This window comes from Streptococcus cristatus, assembly GCF_003943515.1.
In the GTDB taxonomy this organism is placed as follows: domain Bacteria; phylum Bacillota; class Bacilli; order Lactobacillales; family Streptococcaceae; genus Streptococcus; species Streptococcus cristatus_D.
Genome location: NZ_RJPT01000016.1, coordinates 1 through 20,389, shown reverse-complemented (window position 1 = coordinate 20,389; position 20,389 = coordinate 1). Strand labels below are relative to the sequence as shown.

14 protein-coding genes and 1 other annotated feature are annotated in these 20,389 nt (G+C 41.4%); all 14 genes read left to right on the top strand.

The window, feature by feature from the left end; genetic code table 11:
* Positions 1-131 precede the first annotated feature (131 nt).
* The 14 genes from D8791_RS09995 (at position 132) to rplL (ending at position 20,154) form a co-directional block, all read left to right on the top strand.
* Positions 132-9,539, top strand: a complete 9,408-nt coding sequence (locus D8791_RS09995; protein WP_125447718.1) for a beta-N-acetylglucosaminidase domain-containing protein — start codon at positions 132-134, stop codon at positions 9,537-9,539.
* Between the two features lie 319 nt (positions 9,540-9,858).
* Complete coding sequence (locus D8791_RS09990; RefSeq protein WP_125447716.1) at positions 9,859-10,818, top strand: ROK family glucokinase; 960 nt, start codon at positions 9,859-9,861, stop codon at positions 10,816-10,818.
* A 44-nt stretch (positions 10,819-10,862) separates the two neighbouring features.
* Positions 10,863-11,270 (top strand): hypothetical protein, encoded by a 408-nt coding sequence (locus D8791_RS09985; RefSeq protein ID WP_125447714.1) that lies wholly within the window; start codon positions 10,863-10,865, stop codon positions 11,268-11,270.
* 83 nt (positions 11,271-11,353) lie between these two features.
* On the top strand, positions 11,354-12,193 hold the full coding sequence (locus D8791_RS09980) for a thymidylate synthase (protein WP_125447712.1): 840 nt from the start codon (positions 11,354-11,356) through the stop codon (positions 12,191-12,193).
* Between the two features lie 134 nt (positions 12,194-12,327).
* The gene (locus tag D8791_RS09975) at positions 12,328-12,813 is read left to right on the top strand and encodes a hypothetical protein (protein WP_125447710.1); all 486 of its coding nucleotides are present in this window, start codon (positions 12,328-12,330) and stop codon (positions 12,811-12,813) included.
* A 153-nt stretch (positions 12,814-12,966) separates the two neighbouring features.
* A complete protein-coding gene (locus D8791_RS09970) occupies positions 12,967-13,479 on the top strand; it encodes a dihydrofolate reductase (RefSeq protein ID WP_125447708.1) in 513 nt (170 codons plus the stop codon).
* Positions 13,480-13,698: 219 nt separating this feature from the next.
* Positions 13,699-14,928, top strand: a complete 1,230-nt coding sequence (gene clpX, locus D8791_RS09960; protein ID WP_125447706.1) for an ATP-dependent Clp protease ATP-binding subunit ClpX — start codon at positions 13,699-13,701, stop codon at positions 14,926-14,928.
* Between the two features lie 9 nt (positions 14,929-14,937).
* Complete coding sequence (gene yihA / locus D8791_RS09955; protein WP_125390734.1) at positions 14,938-15,525, top strand: ribosome biogenesis GTP-binding protein YihA/YsxC; 588 nt, start codon at positions 14,938-14,940, stop codon at positions 15,523-15,525.
* 292 nt (positions 15,526-15,817) lie between these two features.
* Positions 15,818-16,516 (top strand): glucosaminidase domain-containing protein, encoded by a 699-nt coding sequence (locus tag D8791_RS09950; RefSeq protein ID WP_125447704.1) that lies wholly within the window; start codon positions 15,818-15,820, stop codon positions 16,514-16,516.
* A 137-nt stretch (positions 16,517-16,653) separates the two neighbouring features.
* Positions 16,654-17,598, top strand: a complete 945-nt coding sequence (gene mmuM / locus D8791_RS09945; protein WP_125447702.1) for a homocysteine S-methyltransferase — start codon at positions 16,654-16,656, stop codon at positions 17,596-17,598.
* Between the two features lie 114 nt (positions 17,599-17,712).
* Positions 17,713-18,510: a formate/nitrite transporter family protein gene (locus tag D8791_RS09940; protein WP_125447700.1), complete on the top strand. Its 798-nt coding sequence runs from the start codon at positions 17,713-17,715 to the stop codon at positions 18,508-18,510.
* 127 nt (positions 18,511-18,637) lie between these two features.
* Entirely contained in the window at positions 18,638-18,979 is a 342-nt protein-coding gene (locus tag D8791_RS09935) for a hypothetical protein (RefSeq protein ID WP_125390738.1), read from the top strand.
* A 59-nt stretch (positions 18,980-19,038) separates the two neighbouring features.
* Positions 19,039-19,173, top strand: a sequence feature (ribosomal protein L10 leader region).
* A gap of 38 nt (positions 19,174-19,211) precedes the next feature.
* Complete coding sequence (rplJ, locus tag D8791_RS09925; RefSeq protein WP_125447698.1) at positions 19,212-19,712, top strand: 50S ribosomal protein L10; 501 nt, start codon at positions 19,212-19,214, stop codon at positions 19,710-19,712.
* Positions 19,713-19,785: 73 nt separating this feature from the next.
* On the top strand, positions 19,786-20,154 hold the full coding sequence (gene rplL, locus D8791_RS09920) for a 50S ribosomal protein L7/L12 (RefSeq protein ID WP_001196964.1): 369 nt from the start codon (positions 19,786-19,788) through the stop codon (positions 20,152-20,154).
* Positions 20,155-20,389 lie beyond the last annotated feature (235 nt).

The window sequence follows — 20,389 nt, the reverse complement described above, 5'->3', positions numbered from 1 at the left end:
GATATAGTGTAAGTTATGTTCCGTCTGTTTTTACGATAAATTCAATTTAAATAAGTCAAATAAAATATATTTTTTTAAATAAAGTTGCAAACGCTTACTGGTGAGAAGCGTACAGATAGGAAGGTTCCTTTATGGAAAAGAAATGTAAGTTTAGTATTCGAAAATATGCTATCGGCGCTTGTTCTGTTATGATAGGTGTCCTGTTATTTGGTATGCCATTGGCATCAGCTGATGTGGTGCAACCATCCAGTTCGGCAACGGTTACTAGCGAGTCATCAGGTGGCAGAGGAAATGATTCTGGTACGGTCGAGCGGGTAGAAGGTCTAACCAGTTTACCAGCTGAATTGGCAGATAAATTAGCAAAAGCCGACTCTGGCGACAATGGAGGAAGCAGTTCTGATAATAGCGGAAATACTTCTGAAGCAACATCAGAGGTAGCTACTCCCAAACCGGCTCAGCCATCTGCAAACACAGAAGTAACTAATCCACAGCCGACTCAACCAACACTGACTACACCTTCAGCACCAACTACACCAGTGAAAGAAGTGGTAAATATTCCTGATGTTAATCATTTATTGAATGCACAGGTGAGAGCGTCCAACCATGAGCAGAATACATCCAATACTGGCGATAAAGCTGTAGATGGAGACGACAATAGTCGTTGGGCGACAGACAAGGATGTAGTAAATCCTCAGTTGACTATGACACTAGATAAAGTGACATCAATCAAGCGGATTGAGATTGATTGGGATCGTAGGCAGAGAGCGGGACAGCCTAATGATCCAAATGTGCAAGGATGGAAACTTTATTATGCTACAGCAGAGGCTATCAATGAAGAGGAAGCGACACGTAAGTGGAAATTGGCCTATGAAAAAGATGGTCAACCTATCTTAGATGAAAGGGTTAATCTTGATACTCCAATTGAAGCCAAATATCTCAAGTTGGAAATCACAAAATACACTGAAGGTAGTATGCACTGGCGCAATGTCGGTATTCAGGAAATACGAGCTTATTCTAACATTCCAGAACCAGATAAGGTAACAAATCTTAACCAAGTAGAGTCACTGACTTTGGCTCAAGATGGACATTCACTTGTTTTACCTGAATTACCAGGTAAAGTTAGCTTAGTTGGTAGCAATAAAACAGGTGTGATTGATCTGAATAATAAAATCCACCAGCCTTTAACAGAGCAGACAGTTAAAGTTTCTTTGCAACAAGTGCATGAAGGCCAAACCATTACCAAGGAATTTGAAGTTAGAGTTCCTGGTCGTTATGCAGACGAGGGAGTTGGAGACAAGCCAACAGTGGCTCCAACTGTTCAGCAATGGCATGGTGAGGAAGGACGTTCTTCTATTTTGGAAGACACTGTCCTATCTGTTGGAGATTCAGGATTTGACAAGGCAGCTAATTTCTATGCTAATGACTTGGTTTCTCGAGGATTAGAGCTTGCCAAGGGAGACAGTACATCCGCGCATCGTATTGAGTTTAAAAAGGTAACGGACAAGGGCTATGGTGAAGAGGGCTATGGTATTACGATTCGTGATAATGTCTTTACCATTGAAGCGCAGACCAATAAAGGTGCTTTTTATGCTACTCGAACCCTACTTCAAATGGGGCAAGAAAATATCCAAAATGGTGAAATTCGAGATTTTCCAAGTTTCAGCCACCGAGGATTTATGCTAGATACTGGTCGTAAGTTTATTCCTTATGATACTCTTGTGGACATTATGCTAAACATGGCTTACTACAAGATGAATGACTTGCAGTTGCATTTGAATGATAACTATATTTTCCTCAAGGAGCATTTAGCAGGTAAACATCTGACCAAGGAGCAGGAACTTGAATATGTGCTCAATCATGCAGATACAGGTTTCCGTTTACAGACAGATATTGTCGGTGACAATGGTGTGTCTTTGACTTCTAAGCAACACTATACTAAGGATGAAATGCAAAGACTCATCGCTTTGGCTGATGAGTTAGGAATCAACTTAGTACCAGAAATTGATACACCGGGGCATGCTTTATCATTTGTGAAGGTTCGTCCAGACTTGATGTATAAAGGACAGCTGAGTCCGAATAAGCACAATGTAGAGCGTGTTGCGATGCTTGATTTGGACAAGAATTATGATGAAACATTGCGCTTTGTCAAGTCTGTTTATGATAAATTGCTGGATGGTAAGGATGCACCGCTTCGTGGTGTTAAGACGATTCACATCGGAACAGATGAGTACTATGGCAACAATGAAAACTATCGTCGTTATGTCAATGATTTGGTCACCTATATCAAAGGTAAGGGCTATACGCCACGAATTTGGGGTTCACTTAGCCGTAAGAGTGGGCAAACACCAGTTGATTTGAAGGGTGTCGAGGTGGATATCTGGAGTCTAGGTTGGCAACATCCACAAGCGGCTTTGAAGGCTGGTGCTAAAATTATCAATATTACGGATGTTCCGACTTACAGTGTGCCAAATGGTAATAACCAGCAAGGAGCATACGGTGATTACTCTTCTTATGAGTATCAATATAATCGCTGGACGCCAAATGATTTTACGACAGCAGGAAATGGTCCACAATTAGCAGCTTCAAACCCTCATATCTTGGGTGGTGGACATGCTGTTTGGAATGATAATATTGATCTCCACGAAACAGGCATGACTTCTTATGATATTTTCAAGCGCTTCTTTGAAGCAACAAGAGTTACTGCTGAAAAGACTTGGGGATCAAACCGGGCTGCTAACAACTTTGCAGGAAGAACCTTACCACACGCAGACTATGTTTATGCACCAGGTAGCAATCCAGAGTACAAGATTGATGATACTGAGACCTATGAAATCAATCCAAAGACAATCAAGCGTTACGATGCAGAAAACATCACACAAAACGCTAAAGGTTTAGTCTTCAATAAAGAAAGCAAGATTGAAAATGCTATTGGGAACGTCGGTCCAAGTCACGTCTTAAAGGTTGATGTGACGGTTACAGGTGACGGTGTGCAGGAGTTAGCTTCTAGTGAGGGGAACAAGCTCTATTTGTCTGATGAGTCAGGTAAAGTAGCCTATAAGTTTGAGCAGCACCATATTCAGTTTGACAAGACATTGGAAAAAGGTAAACGCTATGAGCTAGTCTTTGTCACCAAACCTCAGTCAACTGAGCTCTATGTAAATGGTGAAAAGATTAATCGTGTTGCCAACCCAGCTCATCCAAGATTGGCTCACACAAGTCTTGTCCTACCTCTTGAAAAAATCGGAGGTTTTGAAGGTACTTTGCACAATCTCAGCTTGTCTGATAAGCCATTTGTCAATCCACGTTTGATTGCACAGGATCAGATTGCCCGTGTGGAAGCAAGCAGTGAGCAACTACCAGGAAATGCTACAGAAGGAGCTGTTTCTAAAGCCTTTGATGGTAATCCTGCAACCTTCTGGCATTCACATTGGACGAAGAAGGACCCGTCTTATACGGTTACTATGACCTTGAAGCAAGCGACAGCTGTCAATGCTTTGACTTACCTTCCTCGTCCAGGCGGCGGAAATGGTCTTGTGACTAAATATGAAGTCTATGCTAAAAAGGCTGATCAATTGGTTAAGGTAGCTGAAGGTACTTGGGATAATAATGCAGCTGAAAAGATTGCAAACTTTGAGGCAGTCGAAACGGATACAATCCAGTTGAAGATCCTACAGGGAGTAGAAGGATATGCTAGTGCAGCTGAAATCAATCTTTTGAAACCAATAGCTACATCAGATGAGCCAGCCACACCACCAGCACCAAAACCAGATCCAAAACCTGAAACTCCAGCTCCGAAAGATGACGGAACTGTTGAATTGGAAGATACTTTTATCGCTAAAAAACCAGCAGATCCAAGTGTAGTAGAAGCAGCTTTGAGAAGCCAAGAATACCTTAAGAAACAGTATAAGATTTTCCCAACTCCTCATAAGGCTACTTATGGTGATGGCTTGGTACGTCTAGATAAGAAAGTTCATTTGGTAATCGGTGAGCAAGTTGATATTTACACTCGTAATCGACTCAAATCTATTTTGCAAAATAGCAATATCTCCTATACTACTGGTAAGACGGCCGAAGCTGACGCAACCAATATCTATCTGGGAGTTCACCAGACTGGCTCAAAAGCGGAAGAAGCTCAGAGAACAGAGTCTGTTAACCAAGGACTATTTGATAAGATTGATGCTTATTCATTAGTTGTTAAAGGTCAGCAAATTTCCATTGTCGGAAAAGATACAGATGCTGTCTTTTATGGACTAACAACACTCAAGCATATGCTAAATGATAGCCCTGCTCCAGTTCTGCGTGAGGTCAATGTTGAAGATTATGCTGATATGAAGAATCGTGGCTTTATCGAAGGCTATTATGGTAATCCATGGTCTAATAAAGATCGGGCGGCCTTGATGCGATATGGCGGTGATTTAAAATTGACCCAGTATATTTTTGCACCAAAAGATGATCCATATCACAACAGTAAGTGGAGAGAACTTTATCCAAAAGAAAAACTAGAAGAAATCCGCCAACTTGCTAAAGTAGGGAATGAAACTAAGACTCGATATGTCTGGACCATTCATCCATTTATGAATAGTCGAATTCGCTTCCAAAATGAGACGGTTTACCAAGAAGACCTGAATGCAATCAAAGCTAAATTTACTCAGTTACTGGACGTCGGCGTTCGTGAGTTTGGTATCCTTGCAGATGATGCGGCTCAGCCTTATGGTGGTTATGAAAGTTACAACCGCTTGATGAAAGATATGACCGATTGGTTGACTGAAAAACAAGCGACTTATCCAGGCTTGAAGAAAGAGATGATTTTTGTTCCAAGTCAGTATTGGGGCAATGGTCGAGAAGACGAACTGCGTTCCCTAAACCGTAATCTTCCGAAAAGTAGCATTATGACTCTGACAGGAGGCAAGATTTGGGGCGAAGTTTCTGAAAACTTCTTGACTCAACTCAAGCAAAATATAGAAGCATCTGGTCAACCATATCGTCCTGTTCAACTTTGGATTAACTGGCCGTGTACGGATAATTCTAAGCAACACCTTATCTTGGGTGGTGGTGAGAAATTCCTACATCCTGGTGTGGATCCAAGCTTAATCGGTGGGGTCATGCTCAATCCAATGCAGCAATCAGAACCATCTAAAATTGCTCTCTTCTCAGCTGCAGAGTACAGCTGGAATATCTGGAAGAATGAGGCGGAAGCTAAAGCTGTTAACGATATAGCTTTCAACTTTGCAGAAACAGGTCGTTTTACAGAGACCAAAGAATCTGCAGCCTTCCGTGAGCTAGGTAAGCACATGATTAACCAACATATGGATAATCGTGTTGTGAAGCTAGAAGAGTCTGTAGAGCTAGCTCCGAAACTGACAAACTTCATGAACAAGCTGAAAGCAGGTCAAGATGTCTCAGCTGAGCGCAAAGAGTTGAAGGCAGAATTTGCTAAACTAAAAGCTGCAGCTGAGACCTATAAAGCATCAGGAAATGAACAGATGCGTGAGCAGATTAAGTACTGGCTTGACAATACCATTGACCAGATGAATGCTCTGGATGCTCTCTTAACAGCTACGGAATTTATTGGTAGCAAAAATGCTGACGGCCTTTGGAATAATTACTACAAGGGCTTAAAAGATTATGAGCAATCTAAGAAACATTCCTTCTGGTATGTTGACCACTATGAAAATGCTGAGCTGGGTGTGCAGCATATCCGTCCATTTATCCTTAACCTAAAAGAATATCTAGCTAAGGAAATCGAAAAAGAACTGAATCCAGATAAAGTTGTAACGACCTTTATTACTAACCGTACAGGTGGTGAAGGAGATTTGGCTCAGGTCTTAGACGGAGACTTGTCGACTCAGATTATCTTTAAAAATCCAACTAGAATTAGCGCTGGCGATTATGTTGGACTTCAGTTCAATAAGCCTGTTTCTATCAAGAAATTGAGCTTTGCTATGGGAGCTGTCAGCAATCCGAAAGACACCTTTAACAAGGCCAAGATTGAATACCTAAATGAAGCAGGTGAGTGGACTGCCCTTCCTCAAGGTAACTATGTCGGTAATGAATCTGAAATTACCTTAGATAATCTTGACATCAAAGCCAAAGGTATTCGAATGGTTGCAACAGAAGACCGAGACAATACTTGGCTTGCAGTCCGTGAAATCGCAGTTAATCGTCCTCTTGAAAATGCCAAGAAGAAAGCTGGAAGCATTACCATCAGTCCAAATCTGGTCTATAAACTCAATACAACGTCTGCCAAGATGACAGACAATAGTGATAGCACAGAAGCAATGTTGGCAAGTTCTTCAACAGCAAATGGTGAGCGTGATACAACCCCAGTAGATGCTTGGGTGCAGTTGGATCTTGGTTCTCAACAAACAGTCAAGAAGATTCGTTTGGTACAAGGTGTGACAGATAAGCTAGCAGCTGGTGTCATCGAAGTCTCTATTGACGGACAAAACTGGACAACAGTAGCCAACTTGACAGGTGAGCAAAGCAAAGAAGTTGAAACCAATCAGAATATCCGTTATGTACGCGTTAGAAATACGCAAAAGACGAATTTCTGGTGGCGAATTGGCAACCTATCTGTCGAGTCAGAGACTGGAACAGACCAATACACAGATACTAATGTTGATCAACTCAAGGCTACTCAAGTCCATGAAAAATTGGGTCGCTACGAGATGCATATTCCAGCCGGTACAACTTTAGATGCGGGTCAATATCTTGGAATGAAACTAGATCGCCTCCATGAAATTGAGGATTTGAAACTGGGTGAGAATGCTAATCAAGCACTCCAGCTTCGCTATTCTCCAAATGGAGTGGAGTGGTATAGTGCCTCTGAGTTACAAGACCACCAGCTTGTTCGTTATGTACGTCTTGAAAACAAGACAGGTCAGAGACAGGCAATCGGAACGACTTCCTTGCTTTTGATTACTAAGGAAATTCAACCAACATCGATTGAGTCTACCAGCATGGGTATTGATCCTAACTATGGTAGCGGAGATGTTCGTAAAGCGAAAAACCTAGACCAGCTCTTTGATGGTGATTTAAACAATTATGTTGAATTCTCTGATTATCCACAAACCGATGGTCATATGACTCTCAATCTTGGAGCAACCCGTCAAATCAAGAAGATTCGTGCCTACATTAAAGATGGTACACAGAACTATCTTCGTGATGGAAAGATTCAAGTTAGCGCAGATGGCAAGACCTGGAAAGATGTCGTTTCAGTGGGAGATGGTCAGGAAAATCCAGCACGTGATGACTCCTTAACTGATGGCTGGACACATGATTCACAGAGACCTGGAAATCGCTATATTGAGGGAGAATTGCCAGAAGCAATTGCGGCGAAATATCTCCGAGTGCTCTACACAGCTCCTTATCGTCATCGCTTTGTTGGATTTACAGAGTTAGTTATCAATGATGGAGAATACACTAAGTCAGTCAATAATCCAACTGTGGAAGGTACTGGTACAGAGACCAAGTCATCTGAAAAGAATAATATAGCAGATGGAAATATTCTCAGCAGTTACAAGGCAACCCAAGACAGCGGTGAGTTGATTTACCATCTATCTGAAAAGACAGAATCAAATCACGTTCGCCTGATTTCAGATATTCCAGCAGGAAGCTCAGCGCACGTTTGGGCAAGAACCATTTCCAAAGATGGCCAAACAGCATGGCAAGACTTGGGTGCGGTTACCACAAGTTTCCAAACCTTCCAGCTCGCTAATAGCGCCCACTTATTAGATGTTAAGTTGAAGTGGGAAGGTGGTCGTCCTGAGTTTTACGAAGTTTCTACCTATCATACTGAGATAGCTGAGACACCTAATCCAGATACACCAAAACCCCCAGTTCATAAGACGACACCAGATGAAGGCGTTTCAGCTCCTGTAGTTGAACAACCACGCTTGGATGTGGTAACAGAAGAGGTTTCATTCAAGACCATTGAACGCGAAAATCCACAGTTGCCTAAGGGCACTCGAAAAGTTGTCCAAGAAGGCAAGGTTGGTGAGAAGACCACGCTTGTGGAAGTGACGATTGAGAATGGCAAGGAAAGCGGTCGAGTGACTCGCGATAGCTTTGTTTCCAAAGCCACAGTCGACAAGATTGTGGAAATTGGCAAGCCAGTTGAGCAAATCACTCCAGCTGAAGGCGTTAAGAATCTTGTTGTCGAACAGCCACGCTTGGATATTGTGACAGAAGTTCTACCGTTTAATACTGTTGAACATGAAAGTGCTCAATTGCCTAAGGGGACACGAAAAGTTGTCCAAGAAGGCAAGGTCGGCGAGAAGACAACATTTGTAGAAGTGGCGATTGAGAATGGTCAAGAAACCGGTCGAGTGACTCGTGACAACTTCGTTTCCAAATCCCCAGTCGATCAGATTGTGGAAGTTGGCAAGCCAGTTGAGCAAATCACTCCAGCAGAAGGCGTTAAGAATCTTGTTGTCGAACAACCACGACTTGATATCGTGACAGAAGTTCTACCGTTTAATACCGTCGAACGTGAAAATGCACAATTGCCTAAGGGTATCCGAAAAGTCGTCCAAGAAGGCAAGGTTGGTGAGAAGACCACGCTTGTGGAAGTGACGATTGAGAATGGCAAGGAAAGCGGTCGTGTGACTCGCGATAGCTTCGTTTCCAAAGACGCAGTTGATAAGATTGTGGAAGTTGGCAAGCCAGTTGAGCAGGTTACACCAGCAGAAGGCGTTAAGAATCTTGTCGTTGACCAACCGCGCTTGGATATTGTGACAGAAGTTCTACCATTTAACACCGTCAAACGTGAAAATCCACAATTACCTAAGGGCACACGAAAAGTTGTCCAAGAAGGCAAGGTTGGTGAGAAGACCACGCTTGTGGAAGTCGCGATTGAAAATGGTCAGGAAACTGGTCGAGTGACTCGCGATAGCTTCGTTTCTAAAGATCCCGTTGATCAGATTGTGGAAGTTGGAAGCAAGGAAGAGAAACCAAACAAACCAACTACACCAGAGAAGCCTGTAGAGCCATCTAAACCATCTAAGCCAGAAAATAACTTGCGTATCTTGACGGATGAAGCTACCAAGGTTCAAGTGATTGGCATGAAGTCTACGCTTGATCAAGTTGTGGCCTTGAAGGTTAAGAAAGTAGCAGCTCAAAGCCTAGAAGGTAAGCTTTATGATGCTTATGACATTAGACTAGAAGACCAATTTGGCCAATCTGTACAACCTAAGGGTAAGGTCTTTATCAGCCTTCCAGTTGCATCTAATAAAGATGTTGAAAATGTCTTCTTTATGACAGCAGCTGATCAGCTTGATGCGGTATCCTTCCAGCAAAAAGGTCATTATGTCGAGTACATGACAGATCAGCTAGGTGTTTATGCGGTTGTTTACAAGTCAACTGCAACCCCGCAGATGCAGGAACAAGTGCAAGGAGCTAAAGCAGATGGTTCTACTAAAGGCCGAGCCACTAAGTCAGCAACCTTACCAAGTACAGGTACAGCAACAGATTCAGCCTTCCTTCTCGGCCTTCTGTTAGCATTGACAGGATTATTCCTGATGAAGAAGAGGGAAGAATAAAAGGGCTCTTTGTCAACTGTAGTGGTTTGATGATAAGTCAATTTATGGAGAGGATCTTTTGGTCTTCTCCTTTTTGATGTTCGGAATCTAAAATGCAGAGTCTGAAGCCTCTGAAATTGTGAAAAAGAAATCTTTGCTCTTCTTGATCTTATTATTTCTTTCTTGTCGTTCAAAAGCTATTTTTTCTACATGAAAGAATATTCATAATCTCTAATTTAAGTGTAGTAATCAGCGATTTACAAAAAATACCGTGCAAACCTTTTCATCGTTAAAAAAATCTGCTATAATAAGAAGGAGAACGAATACAGAGGAGAATGTCATGTCAAAAAAAATTATTGGGATTGACCTTGGTGGTACATCTATCAAATTTGCAATTTTAACTCAAGAGGGTGAAATCCAAGAAAAATGGTCTATTAAGACCAATATTTTGGACGAGGGAAGCCATATTGTAGACGATATGATTGAGTCTATCCAGCATCGCTTGGGGCTCTTAAATCTATCAGCAGAGAACTTTATCGGAATTGGAATGGGTTCACCGGGTGTGGTTGACCGTGAGAAAGGGACTGTTATCGGTGCCTACAACCTGAACTGGAAAACCCTCCAACCAATTAAAGAAAAAATTGAAAAAGCCTTGGGCATTCCTTTCTTCATCGATAATGATGCCAACGTAGCTGCGCTTGGTGAGCGTTGGATGGGTGCTGGTGACAACCAACCAGACGTGGTCTTTATGACACTTGGTACTGGTGTTGGTGGCGGTATTGTTGCAGAAGGTAAACTTCTTCACGGTGTAGCTGGTGCAGCAGGAGAGCTGGGGCACATCACTGTCGACTTCGACCAACCAATCGCATGTACCTGTGGTAAAAAGGGCTGTCTTGAGACAGTGGCTTCAGCAACAGGGATTGTCAACTTGACGCGTCGCTATGCTGACGAATACGAAGGTGATGCAACCTTGAAACGCCTGATCGATGATGGTGAAGAAGTAACTGCTAAAACTGTTTTTGATTTGGCAAAAGAAGGCGACGACCTTGCTTTGATCGTTTACCGTAACTTCTCACGTTACTTGGGAATTGCTTGCGCCAATATTGGTTCCATCCTTAATCCATCAACGATTGTTATAGGTGGCGGAGTGTCAGCAGCGGGAGAATTCCTTCTACAAGGTGTCCAAAAAGTTTATGATGAAAATACCTTCCCACAAGTGCGTACATCAACTAAATTAGCTCTTGCAACTCTCGGAAACGATGCCGGAGTTATCGGAGCAGCTTCGCTGGTACTTCAATAGTTCTAACTACTTCCTCTCTTAGCATAGCTATAAGGAGGGCTAAAATGAAGAGAAAAATCGCTTATTTTCTAGTATTGTTTCCCATCTTTCTTTTGATTTTATCCGCTTGCAAATCAAAGACAGAAGGTTTTCTGACCATATTGAATAGTCAGAATCAGCAAGTTTATCAGACAAATAATACCAAAACTTTGGATGAATTTGCAGACATTCTGGATAAGGTCGAATCTGAGGAAGATAATGAAGATGCCTGGGTTGATTTACCTGATGATGCAGAGGTTAATTATATCTATGATATTAGTGGCAGAAAGGGAGGAAGTGGTGTCAAATTCACGACCTACAAAAACTACCCCTATGTTACCATCTCAAATATTCCTGCTGTGTCAGATATTACCTTGAGATTGTCAGAAAAAGATGTGAATAAGCTCAATCATCCAGATGAATGGGTCAAATAAACTTTTCTCCTGCTAAACTTGGCAGGAGAATTTTTTTGAAAAATTTGCTATACTAAAGAAAGTTTAAGGATTCAGGAGACATTATGACTAAAGCAGATACGATTTTTAAAGAGAATATAAAAAAGATTATGGAGCAAGGCGTTTTCTCTGAAAATGCTCGTCCACGATACAAAGACGGAAATGTGGCTAACTCCAAATATATCACTGGTTCTTTCGCAGAATACGATTTGAGCAAGGGAGAGTTCCCAATCACGACTCTGCGCCCCATTGCCATCAAGTCTGCCATCAAAGAAGTCCTTTGGATCTATCAAGACCAGTCTAATAGCTTGGAACTGCTCAATGACAAGTACAATGTTCACTACTGGAATGACTGGGAAGTTGGTGATACGGGTACGATTGGTCAGCGCTACGGTGCTGTTGTCAAAAAGCACAATATTATCCATAAAATTCTCCAACAGCTGGAGGCTAATCCTTGGAATCGCCGCAATATCATCTCTCTCTGGGATTATGAAGCTTTTGAAGAAACAGATGGGCTACTACCATGCGCTTTTCAAACTATGTTTGATGTTCGGCGTGTAGATGGAGACATTTATCTGGATGCGACTCTGACTCAGCGCTCAAATGATATGCTAGTGGCTCACCATATCAACGCTATGCAATATGTGGCTCTGCAGATGATGATTGCCAAGCATTTCGGTTGGAAAGTCGGCAAGTTCTTTTACTTCATCAATAACTTGCACATCTATGATAACCAGTTTAAGCAGGCGGAAGAACTGTTACGCCGAGAACCTAGCAACTGCCAACCTCGACTCGTTTTAAATGTGCCGGACGGAACCAATTTCTTTGATATCAAAGCAGAAGATTTTGAGTTGCTAGACTATGATCCTGTTAAACCTCAGCTGAAGTTTGATTTGGCTATTTGATTGTATTTTTCCTACTGAATGATAGTCAGTAGGTTTTTTAATTTTCAAGAGCAAATGATTGAAATATATTTTGTAAGTGCTATAATGGCAATAGATATATGTGTTTCGCTAGTGCCTATCTCGGAGGTATTGATATGGAAGCAAATTTTTTAACACATAGAAGCAGGAGAAAGCTCTTTAGTCTAGGCATTTGTTCATTTTTGCTTGGCCTATCGGTTTCTGTGACACCGATGGCTGTTGTGGGTGCGGATGAAGTCCAGCAGGCAGAGTCCCAACCTGAGCAAATTGCGGATTCTTCAGTGGAAGAAGATGACTTTCTGCAACTTGTAGACCAAGGTTCGGATGGGGCAAATCAGGGAAAGAAATCCTATACGATTGATTTGCTTTGTCATGGAAAAGGCCCTAAAAACAAAGGGACCGAGCAAAGCAATGCTGATGCTTCAACTGAAGGTAAGTCAGTCAAAAGAGAGGGATGTGATATTGATCCCCTAGCGGATAAAAAAGAGGCTGCCACTGCTGAGCCTAAAAAGGCAGACTCAACGCTCTTGAACGTTTCCTTGTTTGGCCTTGTAGCTGCTGTTGTAGGATTTGTCTTTGTCAAAAAGATGAAGAAAGAGTAATTTGCCTAGCAAACGAATAGTCGATAATCTTTTGGGTTATCGATTTTTTATCTGGATCAGCTGGCAAAAATAAATAGATAGAAGTGATAGTCCAAACAAGTCTTTTTTAATAAATTTTGATAGAATAGAAATATCAATGTGAAGGATAGAGAAATGACAAAAAAGATTGCGGCGATTTGGGCACAAGATCAAAATGGTCTGATTGGCAAAGACCAAAGCTTGCCATGGCATTTACCAGCTGAGTTGAAACATTTCAAGGAAATCACGACTGGGCATGCGATTTTAATGGGGCGGGTGACTTTTGATGGGATGCATCGGCGCGTGCTGCCAAATAGAAAAACTCTGATTTTAACACGCGATAGGGATTATCAGATTGAAGATGAGCGTGTTTTGGTGTTCCATGATCTCCCAGCGGTGTTGAAATGGTACCAAGAGCAAGAGAAGAATCTCTATATTATCGGTGGCGGTCAAATCTTTTCTTTATTCGAGCATGAATTGGATGAGGTGATTAAGACAGAAATCCATGCTAGCTTAGAAGGTGATACTTATTTCCCAACAGACTTTGATCTGACACAGTTCGAGGAAGTGAGCAGTCGCTTTCGACCAAAAGATGAAAAAAATGAGTATGATTTCACCGTAAAAATCCTCAAAAGAAAGGGTTCATAGGAATGGAAAGAAGTGTTTTTGGTTTTTTTACGGCCTTTTTATGTGCAATTTGTCTGATTTGTTCTTTTCAGACTTTTCGTAAAAAACGTTTTGGATTGGCTATTTTATTTTTGTTAAATGCTTTTACGAATCTTGTTAATTCCATCCATGCTTTTTATATGACCCTCTTTTAAAATGTAAATAAAAAATTGAATTAGAAATTTAGAATGGGAGTAAACAATGCCTACAAATCGTAATAATGAGATGATGGTATATTGTTCTTTCTGTGGAAAGAATCAGGACGAAGTCCAAAAAATTATTGCGGGCAACAATGCCTTTATCTGTAATGAATGTGTCGAGTTGGCGCAGGAAATTATCCGAGAAGAATTAGCTGAGGAAGTTCTAGCTGATCTTTCTGAAGTACCAAAACCGCAAGAATTGCTCAATATTTTGAACCACTATGTGATTGGTCAAGATCGGGCTAAGCGTGCTTTGGCAGTTGCTGTTTACAATCACTATAAGCGAATTAATTTTCATGACAGTCGTGAAGAGGATGATGTGGAGCTGCAAAAATCCAACATCCTCATGATTGGTCCAACTGGATCTGGGAAAACCTTCCTGGCTCAGACCTTGGCGCGCAGCCTTAATGTTCCTTTTGCTATCGCGGATGCTACGGCTTTGACTGAGGCTGGCTATGTTGGTGAAGATGTAGAAAATATCTTGCTCAAGCTTTTACAGGCAGCTGACTTCAATATTGAACGGGCAGAACGTGGCATCATTTATGTGGATGAAATCGATAAGATTGCTAAGAAGAGCGAAAATGTTTCTATCACCCGTGATGTTTCAGGTGAAGGTGTTCAGCAAGCTTTACTGAAGATTATTGAAGGAACGGTAGCCAGCGTGCCTCCTCAAGGTGGTCGTAAGCATCCACAGCAAGAAATGATTCAGGTTGATACCAAGAACATTCTCTTTATCGTTGGTGGTGCTTTTGATGGTATAGAAGAAATTGTTAAGCAACGTCTTGGTGAGAAGATTATCGGTTTCGGTCAAAACAATAAGGCAATCGACGAAGGTGCGTCTTATATGCAAGCCATTGTCGCTGACGATATTCAAAGATTTGGGATTATTCCTGAGTTGATCGGCCGTTTGCCAGTTTTTGCAGCACTAGAGCAGCTGACTGTTGATGATTTGGTTCGCATTTTGAATGAACCGAGAAATGCGCTAGTGAAGCAATATCAAACCTTGCTTTCTTATGATGATGTTGAGCTTGAATTTGACGAGGAAGCCCTGCAAGCCATTGCGAGAAAAGCCATCGAACGCAAGACAGGTGCGCGTGGACTTCGTTCAATTATTGAAGAAACCATGATGGATGTCATGTTTGAAGTACCGAGTCAGGAAAATGTCAAACTGGTTCGTATCACGAAGGAAGCAGTGGACGGTACAGACAAGCCAATCTTGGAAACTGCCTAGGGGAAGCTTATGGAAATCAATACACATAATGCTGAGATTTTACTGAGTGCAGCCAATAAATCGCATTACCCTCAGGATGATATCCCAGAAATCGCCTTGGCGGGTCGCTCCAATGTTGGTAAATCTAGTTTTATCAATACTCTTCTTAATCGCAAAAATCTAGCACGGACTTCAGGTAAGCCTGGTAAAACGCAACTGTTGAACTTTTTTAACATTGATGATAAGCTCCGTTTTGTGGACGTTCCTGGCTATGGTTATGCCAAGGTTTCGAAAGCGGAGCGCGCTAAATGGGGCAAAATGATTGAGGAATACTTGACCAGTCGGGACAATCTGCGAGCGGTCGTGAGCCTAGTAGACTTACGCCATGATCCTAGTGCGGATGATGTGCAGATGTATGAATTCCTCAAATACTATGAAATTCCAGTTATTGTTGTGGCCACCAAGGCTGATAAAATTCCACGTGGTAAGTGGAACAAGCATGAAAGTGCCATCAAGAAAAAGTTAGATTTTGACAAGACTGACGATTTTATCATCTTTTCTTCAGTTGATAAAACTGGTCTTGATCAAGCTTGGGATGCGATTTTGGACAAGATCTAGATGTTAGATTGTATCGGAATGATAGTTGAACTTTCAGGGTTTAAGATCATAGCCTGATTCCGTATGGGTTGGAGTCAGGTTATTTTCATTTTCAGTTCAGCCTGTATATCTTTATGATAAGGCTCATTATGCAAATCGAACGAGGAAGTCTTGAATGGAACAATCGTGGCTTGTGAAACTTATATTTGAGGAAGATATAAAAAATGTCATATACTTGTAATTTATTGCTAATGTTATTTTGTTTTTAGTATGTTACAATAGTAGAATAAATATTGTATTTAGGAGAAAGACTGTGAAGAAGAGAATTTCAAAAGAAAGAAAAAGACTTTTGACAGGTTTGGCAGTGATGGCCTCAACCGTTGTCTTTGGTCTGGCTTTGTCAAAGCAAATCAAGCCAGCAAGTGCAAATGATGCTGTTCAGCAACCATTGAACCAAACAGAATATTTCATTTCACAAATTAGTGAGCCAGCTCGCCAGTTGGCCCAGGATAATGATCTATATGCTTCTGTGATGATTGCACAAGCTATTTTAGAGAGTGGTTCTGGCCAGTCTGGTCTGTCAGGATATCCTCACTATAATCTGTTCGGGATTAAAGGAGCTTATGCTGGTCAGTCAGCGACGATGGAGACCTTGGAAGAAGATGGTCAAGGCAATACTTACGCAATCAATGATCAATTCCGCTCTTACTCAAGCTACGCCGAATCCCTTCAGGATTATGTCTATGTATTAAGACAAAGTCACTTTGCGGGGGCTTGGAAGAGTAATGCACCGACTTATCAAGATGCGACAGCTGCCTTGACAGGTGTATATGCAACGGATAGTCATTACTATGCAAAATTGAACTATCTGATTGAAGCATACAATCTGACTCAGTTTGATTCGCCTAGCTATCAGACAGGAGCGTCTAATATGGTTTACAATCCTTACCGTGGACAATACACGACTCAAGATGTTCTGGAAACAGACCAAGCATGGGCATCACATAACTAGATAAGAAAAAAGAGATTGTAATAATCTCTTTTTTGCGTTTTACTAATGAAGTAGATGATCATTTCAAATAAGCAGATTTATTTATCTTTAGCAAAACTGACTAAGTTGCTATTTTAGAAAAGGCTTGAGGAGCAGGAATGGGAGCGTTTAAAGACTTACTTGAAAAGCAAGACATAATAATTCTAGATGGTGCTTTGGGGACAGAGCTGGAGAGGCAGGGTTATGATGTTTCTGGTCGGCTTTGGTCAGCCAAGTACTTGCTTGAGAATCCTCAGATTATCCAAGACCTGCATGAGGACTATGTTCGGGCGGGCAGTAACATCATCACCACTTCCAGTTATCAGGCCAGCATTCCAGCTTTTGTTGAGGCAGGATTGAGTCTGGATAAGGCTGATGACCTTCTCAAAGAGACGGTCTTTTTGGCACAGGCAGCTGTTAAAAATGTCTGGCAGGGATTATCGCTAGATGAGCAGCAGCGTTCATATCCTTTGATAGCTGGATCGGTCGGACCATATGCTGCTTTCCTGGCTGATGGTTCGGAGTATACAGGAGCCTATCACTTGAGTGAGAAGGAATTTAAAGACTTTCATCGTCCGCGCATTCAAGCCTTGCTGGATGCGGGCTGTGACTTATTGGCACTTGAAACAATTCCTAACGGAGCAGAAACCAAGGCGCTTGTTCATTTACTATCAGAAGAATTTCCGCAGGTGGAAGTCTATTTATCTTTTACCGCTCAAACGGTATCAGCGATTTCGGATGGAACACTGATAGAAGAAGTTGGACGCTTGGCTCAATCAAGTCCGCAAGTTTTGGCTGTTGGTTTTAACTGCACAGCTCCGCATTTGATTGCTCCTTTATTAGAAAAGTTGAAACAGGTGTGCGATAAGCCCTTACTAGCCTATCCAAATTCTGGAGAAATCTATAATGTGGCGACGAATACTTGGCAGGACAATCCTGAGCAGCAGCTCTGTTTAACTGATTACAGTCAGCTTTGGAAGAAGCAGGGCGTTCAGCTTTTTGGCGGTTGCTGTCGAACTCGGCCAGAAGATATAAGGCAGCTAGCAGGCGAATTAAGAACTTGAAATGTTTTTTTTCAAATTCAATTTCAAATTTAGAAAAAACTTACAGAAAACGCTTTCGAAAAATAAAAGTTTGTGATATACTGTACATAGTTTAAATTAATAGGAGAATTTTTTATGCCTGAATCGACATTTATCCCTAAAATTGAAGCAGCTTGCCGCAAGAAAGAAGCTTTGTTTGATACAAGCAAGGCCAAGTACGCTGTTCGTTCCATCTTTGCTGGAGCTTTCCTAACCTTTAGTACTGGTGCGGGAGCTATTGCGGCAGATTTGACGAATAAGATTGTTCCAGGAACGGGTCGTTTTCTCTTCCCTTTTATCTTTGCTTGGGGATTGGCCTACATCGTCTTTCTGAATGCTGAGCTGGTGACTTCCAACATGATGTTTCTGACTGCTGGTACCTTTTTGAAGAAGATTGACTGGAAAAAGGCTTTGATGATTTTGCTGTATTGTACTTTCTTTAACTTGATTGGCGCCTTGATTGCCGTCTGGCTCTTTGCTAATTCGGCGGCTTATGCAGGACTTAGCAAGGAAAGTTTCATTGCTGGTGTTGTGCAGATGAAGCTTGCCCGTTCCAATGAACTTATTTTACTTGAGGGTATTCTAGCCAATGTATTCGTTAATATTGCGATTCTTTCCTTCGTCTTAGTGAAAGATAGTACAGCTAAGCTTTTCTTGGTTATTTCAGCTATTTATATGTTTGTCTTCTTGACCAACGAACACTTGGCAGCCAACTTTGCTTCTTTTGCTATCGTTAAGTTTAGCTCAGCTGCATCAGAGGTAGCAAATTTTGGTATTGGAAATATCCTGCGCCACTGGGCCGTGACCTTCGTAGGAAACCTGATTGGCGGTGGTCTCCTAATCGGTCTGCCATATGCTTGGTTCAATAAAAAAGAAGAACATTATGTAGATTAAAATGTAGCCCTAGGCTACATTTTTTTGAAGAAGTGACGCTCTGATTCCCGTCTAGATTTGTCTAAATTGACAAACATATAAAATTCTGTTAAACTTTATTAATATTTTTATATTTAAGGAGATCTTGATGAATAAACTTACTATTCAAGCACCAGATGGCAGCAATGTTAAAACTTTGTCACCTATGTACTCTATTACAACCTTGCTATTTAACTTTTTCGTTCCTCTCTTTCGTAAAGACTGGAAATACTTTGGGATCATGCTTGGCTCACTGTTTGTATTTGCTGTGATTGCAACGCTTCTTATCCCAGATGATTTCTTAAGACCTGCAGGAACTGCCTACAATTTGTTTTGGGCCTTTTTCTATAATCGTCTTTGGATAAAAGACCGAGTTTTCACAGATGGCTGGGTACCTGCTGACGATGCTAGTAAAGCCTTGCTTGACAAGACTTTTCCTAAAAATGCATAAAAAATTAAAAAGATTGCACAAAAAGCTTGCAATCTTTTTTTTCTTTTGCTATAATTATAAATGGTTTGAAAAAACTGCCTAAGACAGTAGGGGAGCTTGACTCATAAAGATCCTACCGAGGACAAAACGTATCATGTAAAAGAAGCGTATTGTACTTTCGTGTCTAGGTTTGGGCGCGTTTTTCTTTTAGAAAAATTCCCCAAGCAAAATAATTACGGAGGTGAAACACTAAATGAGTGAAGCAATTATTGCTAAAAAAGCGGAATTAGTTGACGTAGTAGCTGAGAAAATGAAAGCTGCTGCATCAATCGTTGTTGTGGACGCTCGTGGTTTGACAGTTGAGCAAGATACAGTTCTTCGTCGTGAGCTTCGTGGAAGCGAAGTTGAGTACAAAGTCATTAAAAACTCAATCTTACGTCGTGCAGCTGAAAAAGCTGGTCTTGAAGATCTTGCATCAGTATTTGTTGGACCATCTGCAGTAGCATTTTCTAACGAAGATGTTATCGCACCAGCGAAAATCTTGAACGATTTTGCTAAAACTGCTGACGCACTTGAAATCAAAGGTGGTGCTATTGAAGGCGCTGTCGCATCAAAAGAAGAGATTCTTGCACTTGCAACTCTTCCAAACCGCGAAGGACTTCTTTCTATGCTCCTTTCTGTACTTCAAGCGCCAGTTCGCAACGTTGCACTTGCTGTCAAAGCAGTTGCAGAAAGCAAAGAAGACGCAGCTTAATCTTAAGCTACGCAGCGTAGCCTAGCTACAAAACATTATTATAAAAATAAAAACTTATTTGGAGGAAATAACAATGGCATTGAACATTGAAAACATTATTGCTGAAATTAAAGAAGCTTCAATCCTTGAATTGAACGACCTTGTAAAAGCTATCGAAGAAGAATTTGGTGTAACTGCAGCTGCTCCTGTAGCTGTTGCTGCAGCTGGTGCTGCTGACGCTGGTGCTGCTAAAGATTCATTTGACGTTGAATTGACAGCTGCTGGTGACAAAAAAGTTGGCGTTATCAAAGTTGTACGTGAAATCACTGGTCTTGGCCTTAAAGAAGCTAAAGAACTTGTTGATGGTGCACCAGGTGTCATCAAAGAAGGCGTTCCAACTGCAGAAGCTGAAGAAATCAAAGCTAAATTGGAAGAAGCTGGGGCTTCAGTTACTCTTAAATAATAGAGTAACTACATTAGTAGCTTAAAAACATTATTAAACCGCTATTCTTAGGACTAGCGGTTTTTCTTTTTGTTAGAGAAGGGGCAAAAAAGGGGCAAGCTATTTGTAAAGTTTATCTAAGACATCAACAACTTTTGACTTGATGTTCTTAGTTACGTGAGTATAGATTTCCATTGTGGTCTTTCCGTTATCTTTATGACCTACTCTCTGAGTAATGGCTTTTAACGGAATATTA

What these genes read in the sequence shown, in the direction of transcription:
- D8791_RS09995 (WP_125447718.1), top strand. Translation starts at nt 132, where the DNA reads ATGGAAAAGAAATGTAAGTTTAGTATTCGAAAATATGCTATCGGCGCT.
- D8791_RS09990 (WP_125447716.1), top strand. Translation starts at nt 9,859, where the DNA reads ATGTCAAAAAAAATTATTGGGATTGACCTTGGTGGTACATCTATCAAA.
- D8791_RS09985 (WP_125447714.1), top strand. Translation starts at nt 10,863, where the DNA reads ATGAAGAGAAAAATCGCTTATTTTCTAGTATTGTTTCCCATCTTTCTT.
- D8791_RS09980 (WP_125447712.1), top strand. Translation starts at nt 11,354, where the DNA reads ATGACTAAAGCAGATACGATTTTTAAAGAGAATATAAAAAAGATTATG.
- D8791_RS09975 (WP_125447710.1), top strand. Translation starts at nt 12,328, where the DNA reads ATGGAAGCAAATTTTTTAACACATAGAAGCAGGAGAAAGCTCTTTAGT.
- D8791_RS09970 (WP_125447708.1), top strand. Translation starts at nt 12,967, where the DNA reads ATGACAAAAAAGATTGCGGCGATTTGGGCACAAGATCAAAATGGTCTG.
- clpX (WP_125447706.1), top strand. Translation starts at nt 13,699, where the DNA reads ATGCCTACAAATCGTAATAATGAGATGATGGTATATTGTTCTTTCTGT.
- yihA (WP_125390734.1), top strand. Translation starts at nt 14,938, where the DNA reads ATGGAAATCAATACACATAATGCTGAGATTTTACTGAGTGCAGCCAAT.
- mmuM (WP_125447702.1), top strand. Translation starts at nt 16,654, where the DNA reads ATGGGAGCGTTTAAAGACTTACTTGAAAAGCAAGACATAATAATTCTA.
- D8791_RS09940 (WP_125447700.1), top strand. Translation starts at nt 17,713, where the DNA reads ATGCCTGAATCGACATTTATCCCTAAAATTGAAGCAGCTTGCCGCAAG.
- D8791_RS09935 (WP_125390738.1), top strand. Translation starts at nt 18,638, where the DNA reads ATGAATAAACTTACTATTCAAGCACCAGATGGCAGCAATGTTAAAACT.
- rplJ (WP_125447698.1), top strand. Translation starts at nt 19,212, where the DNA reads ATGAGTGAAGCAATTATTGCTAAAAAAGCGGAATTAGTTGACGTAGTA.
- rplL (WP_001196964.1), top strand. Translation starts at nt 19,786, where the DNA reads ATGGCATTGAACATTGAAAACATTATTGCTGAAATTAAAGAAGCTTCA.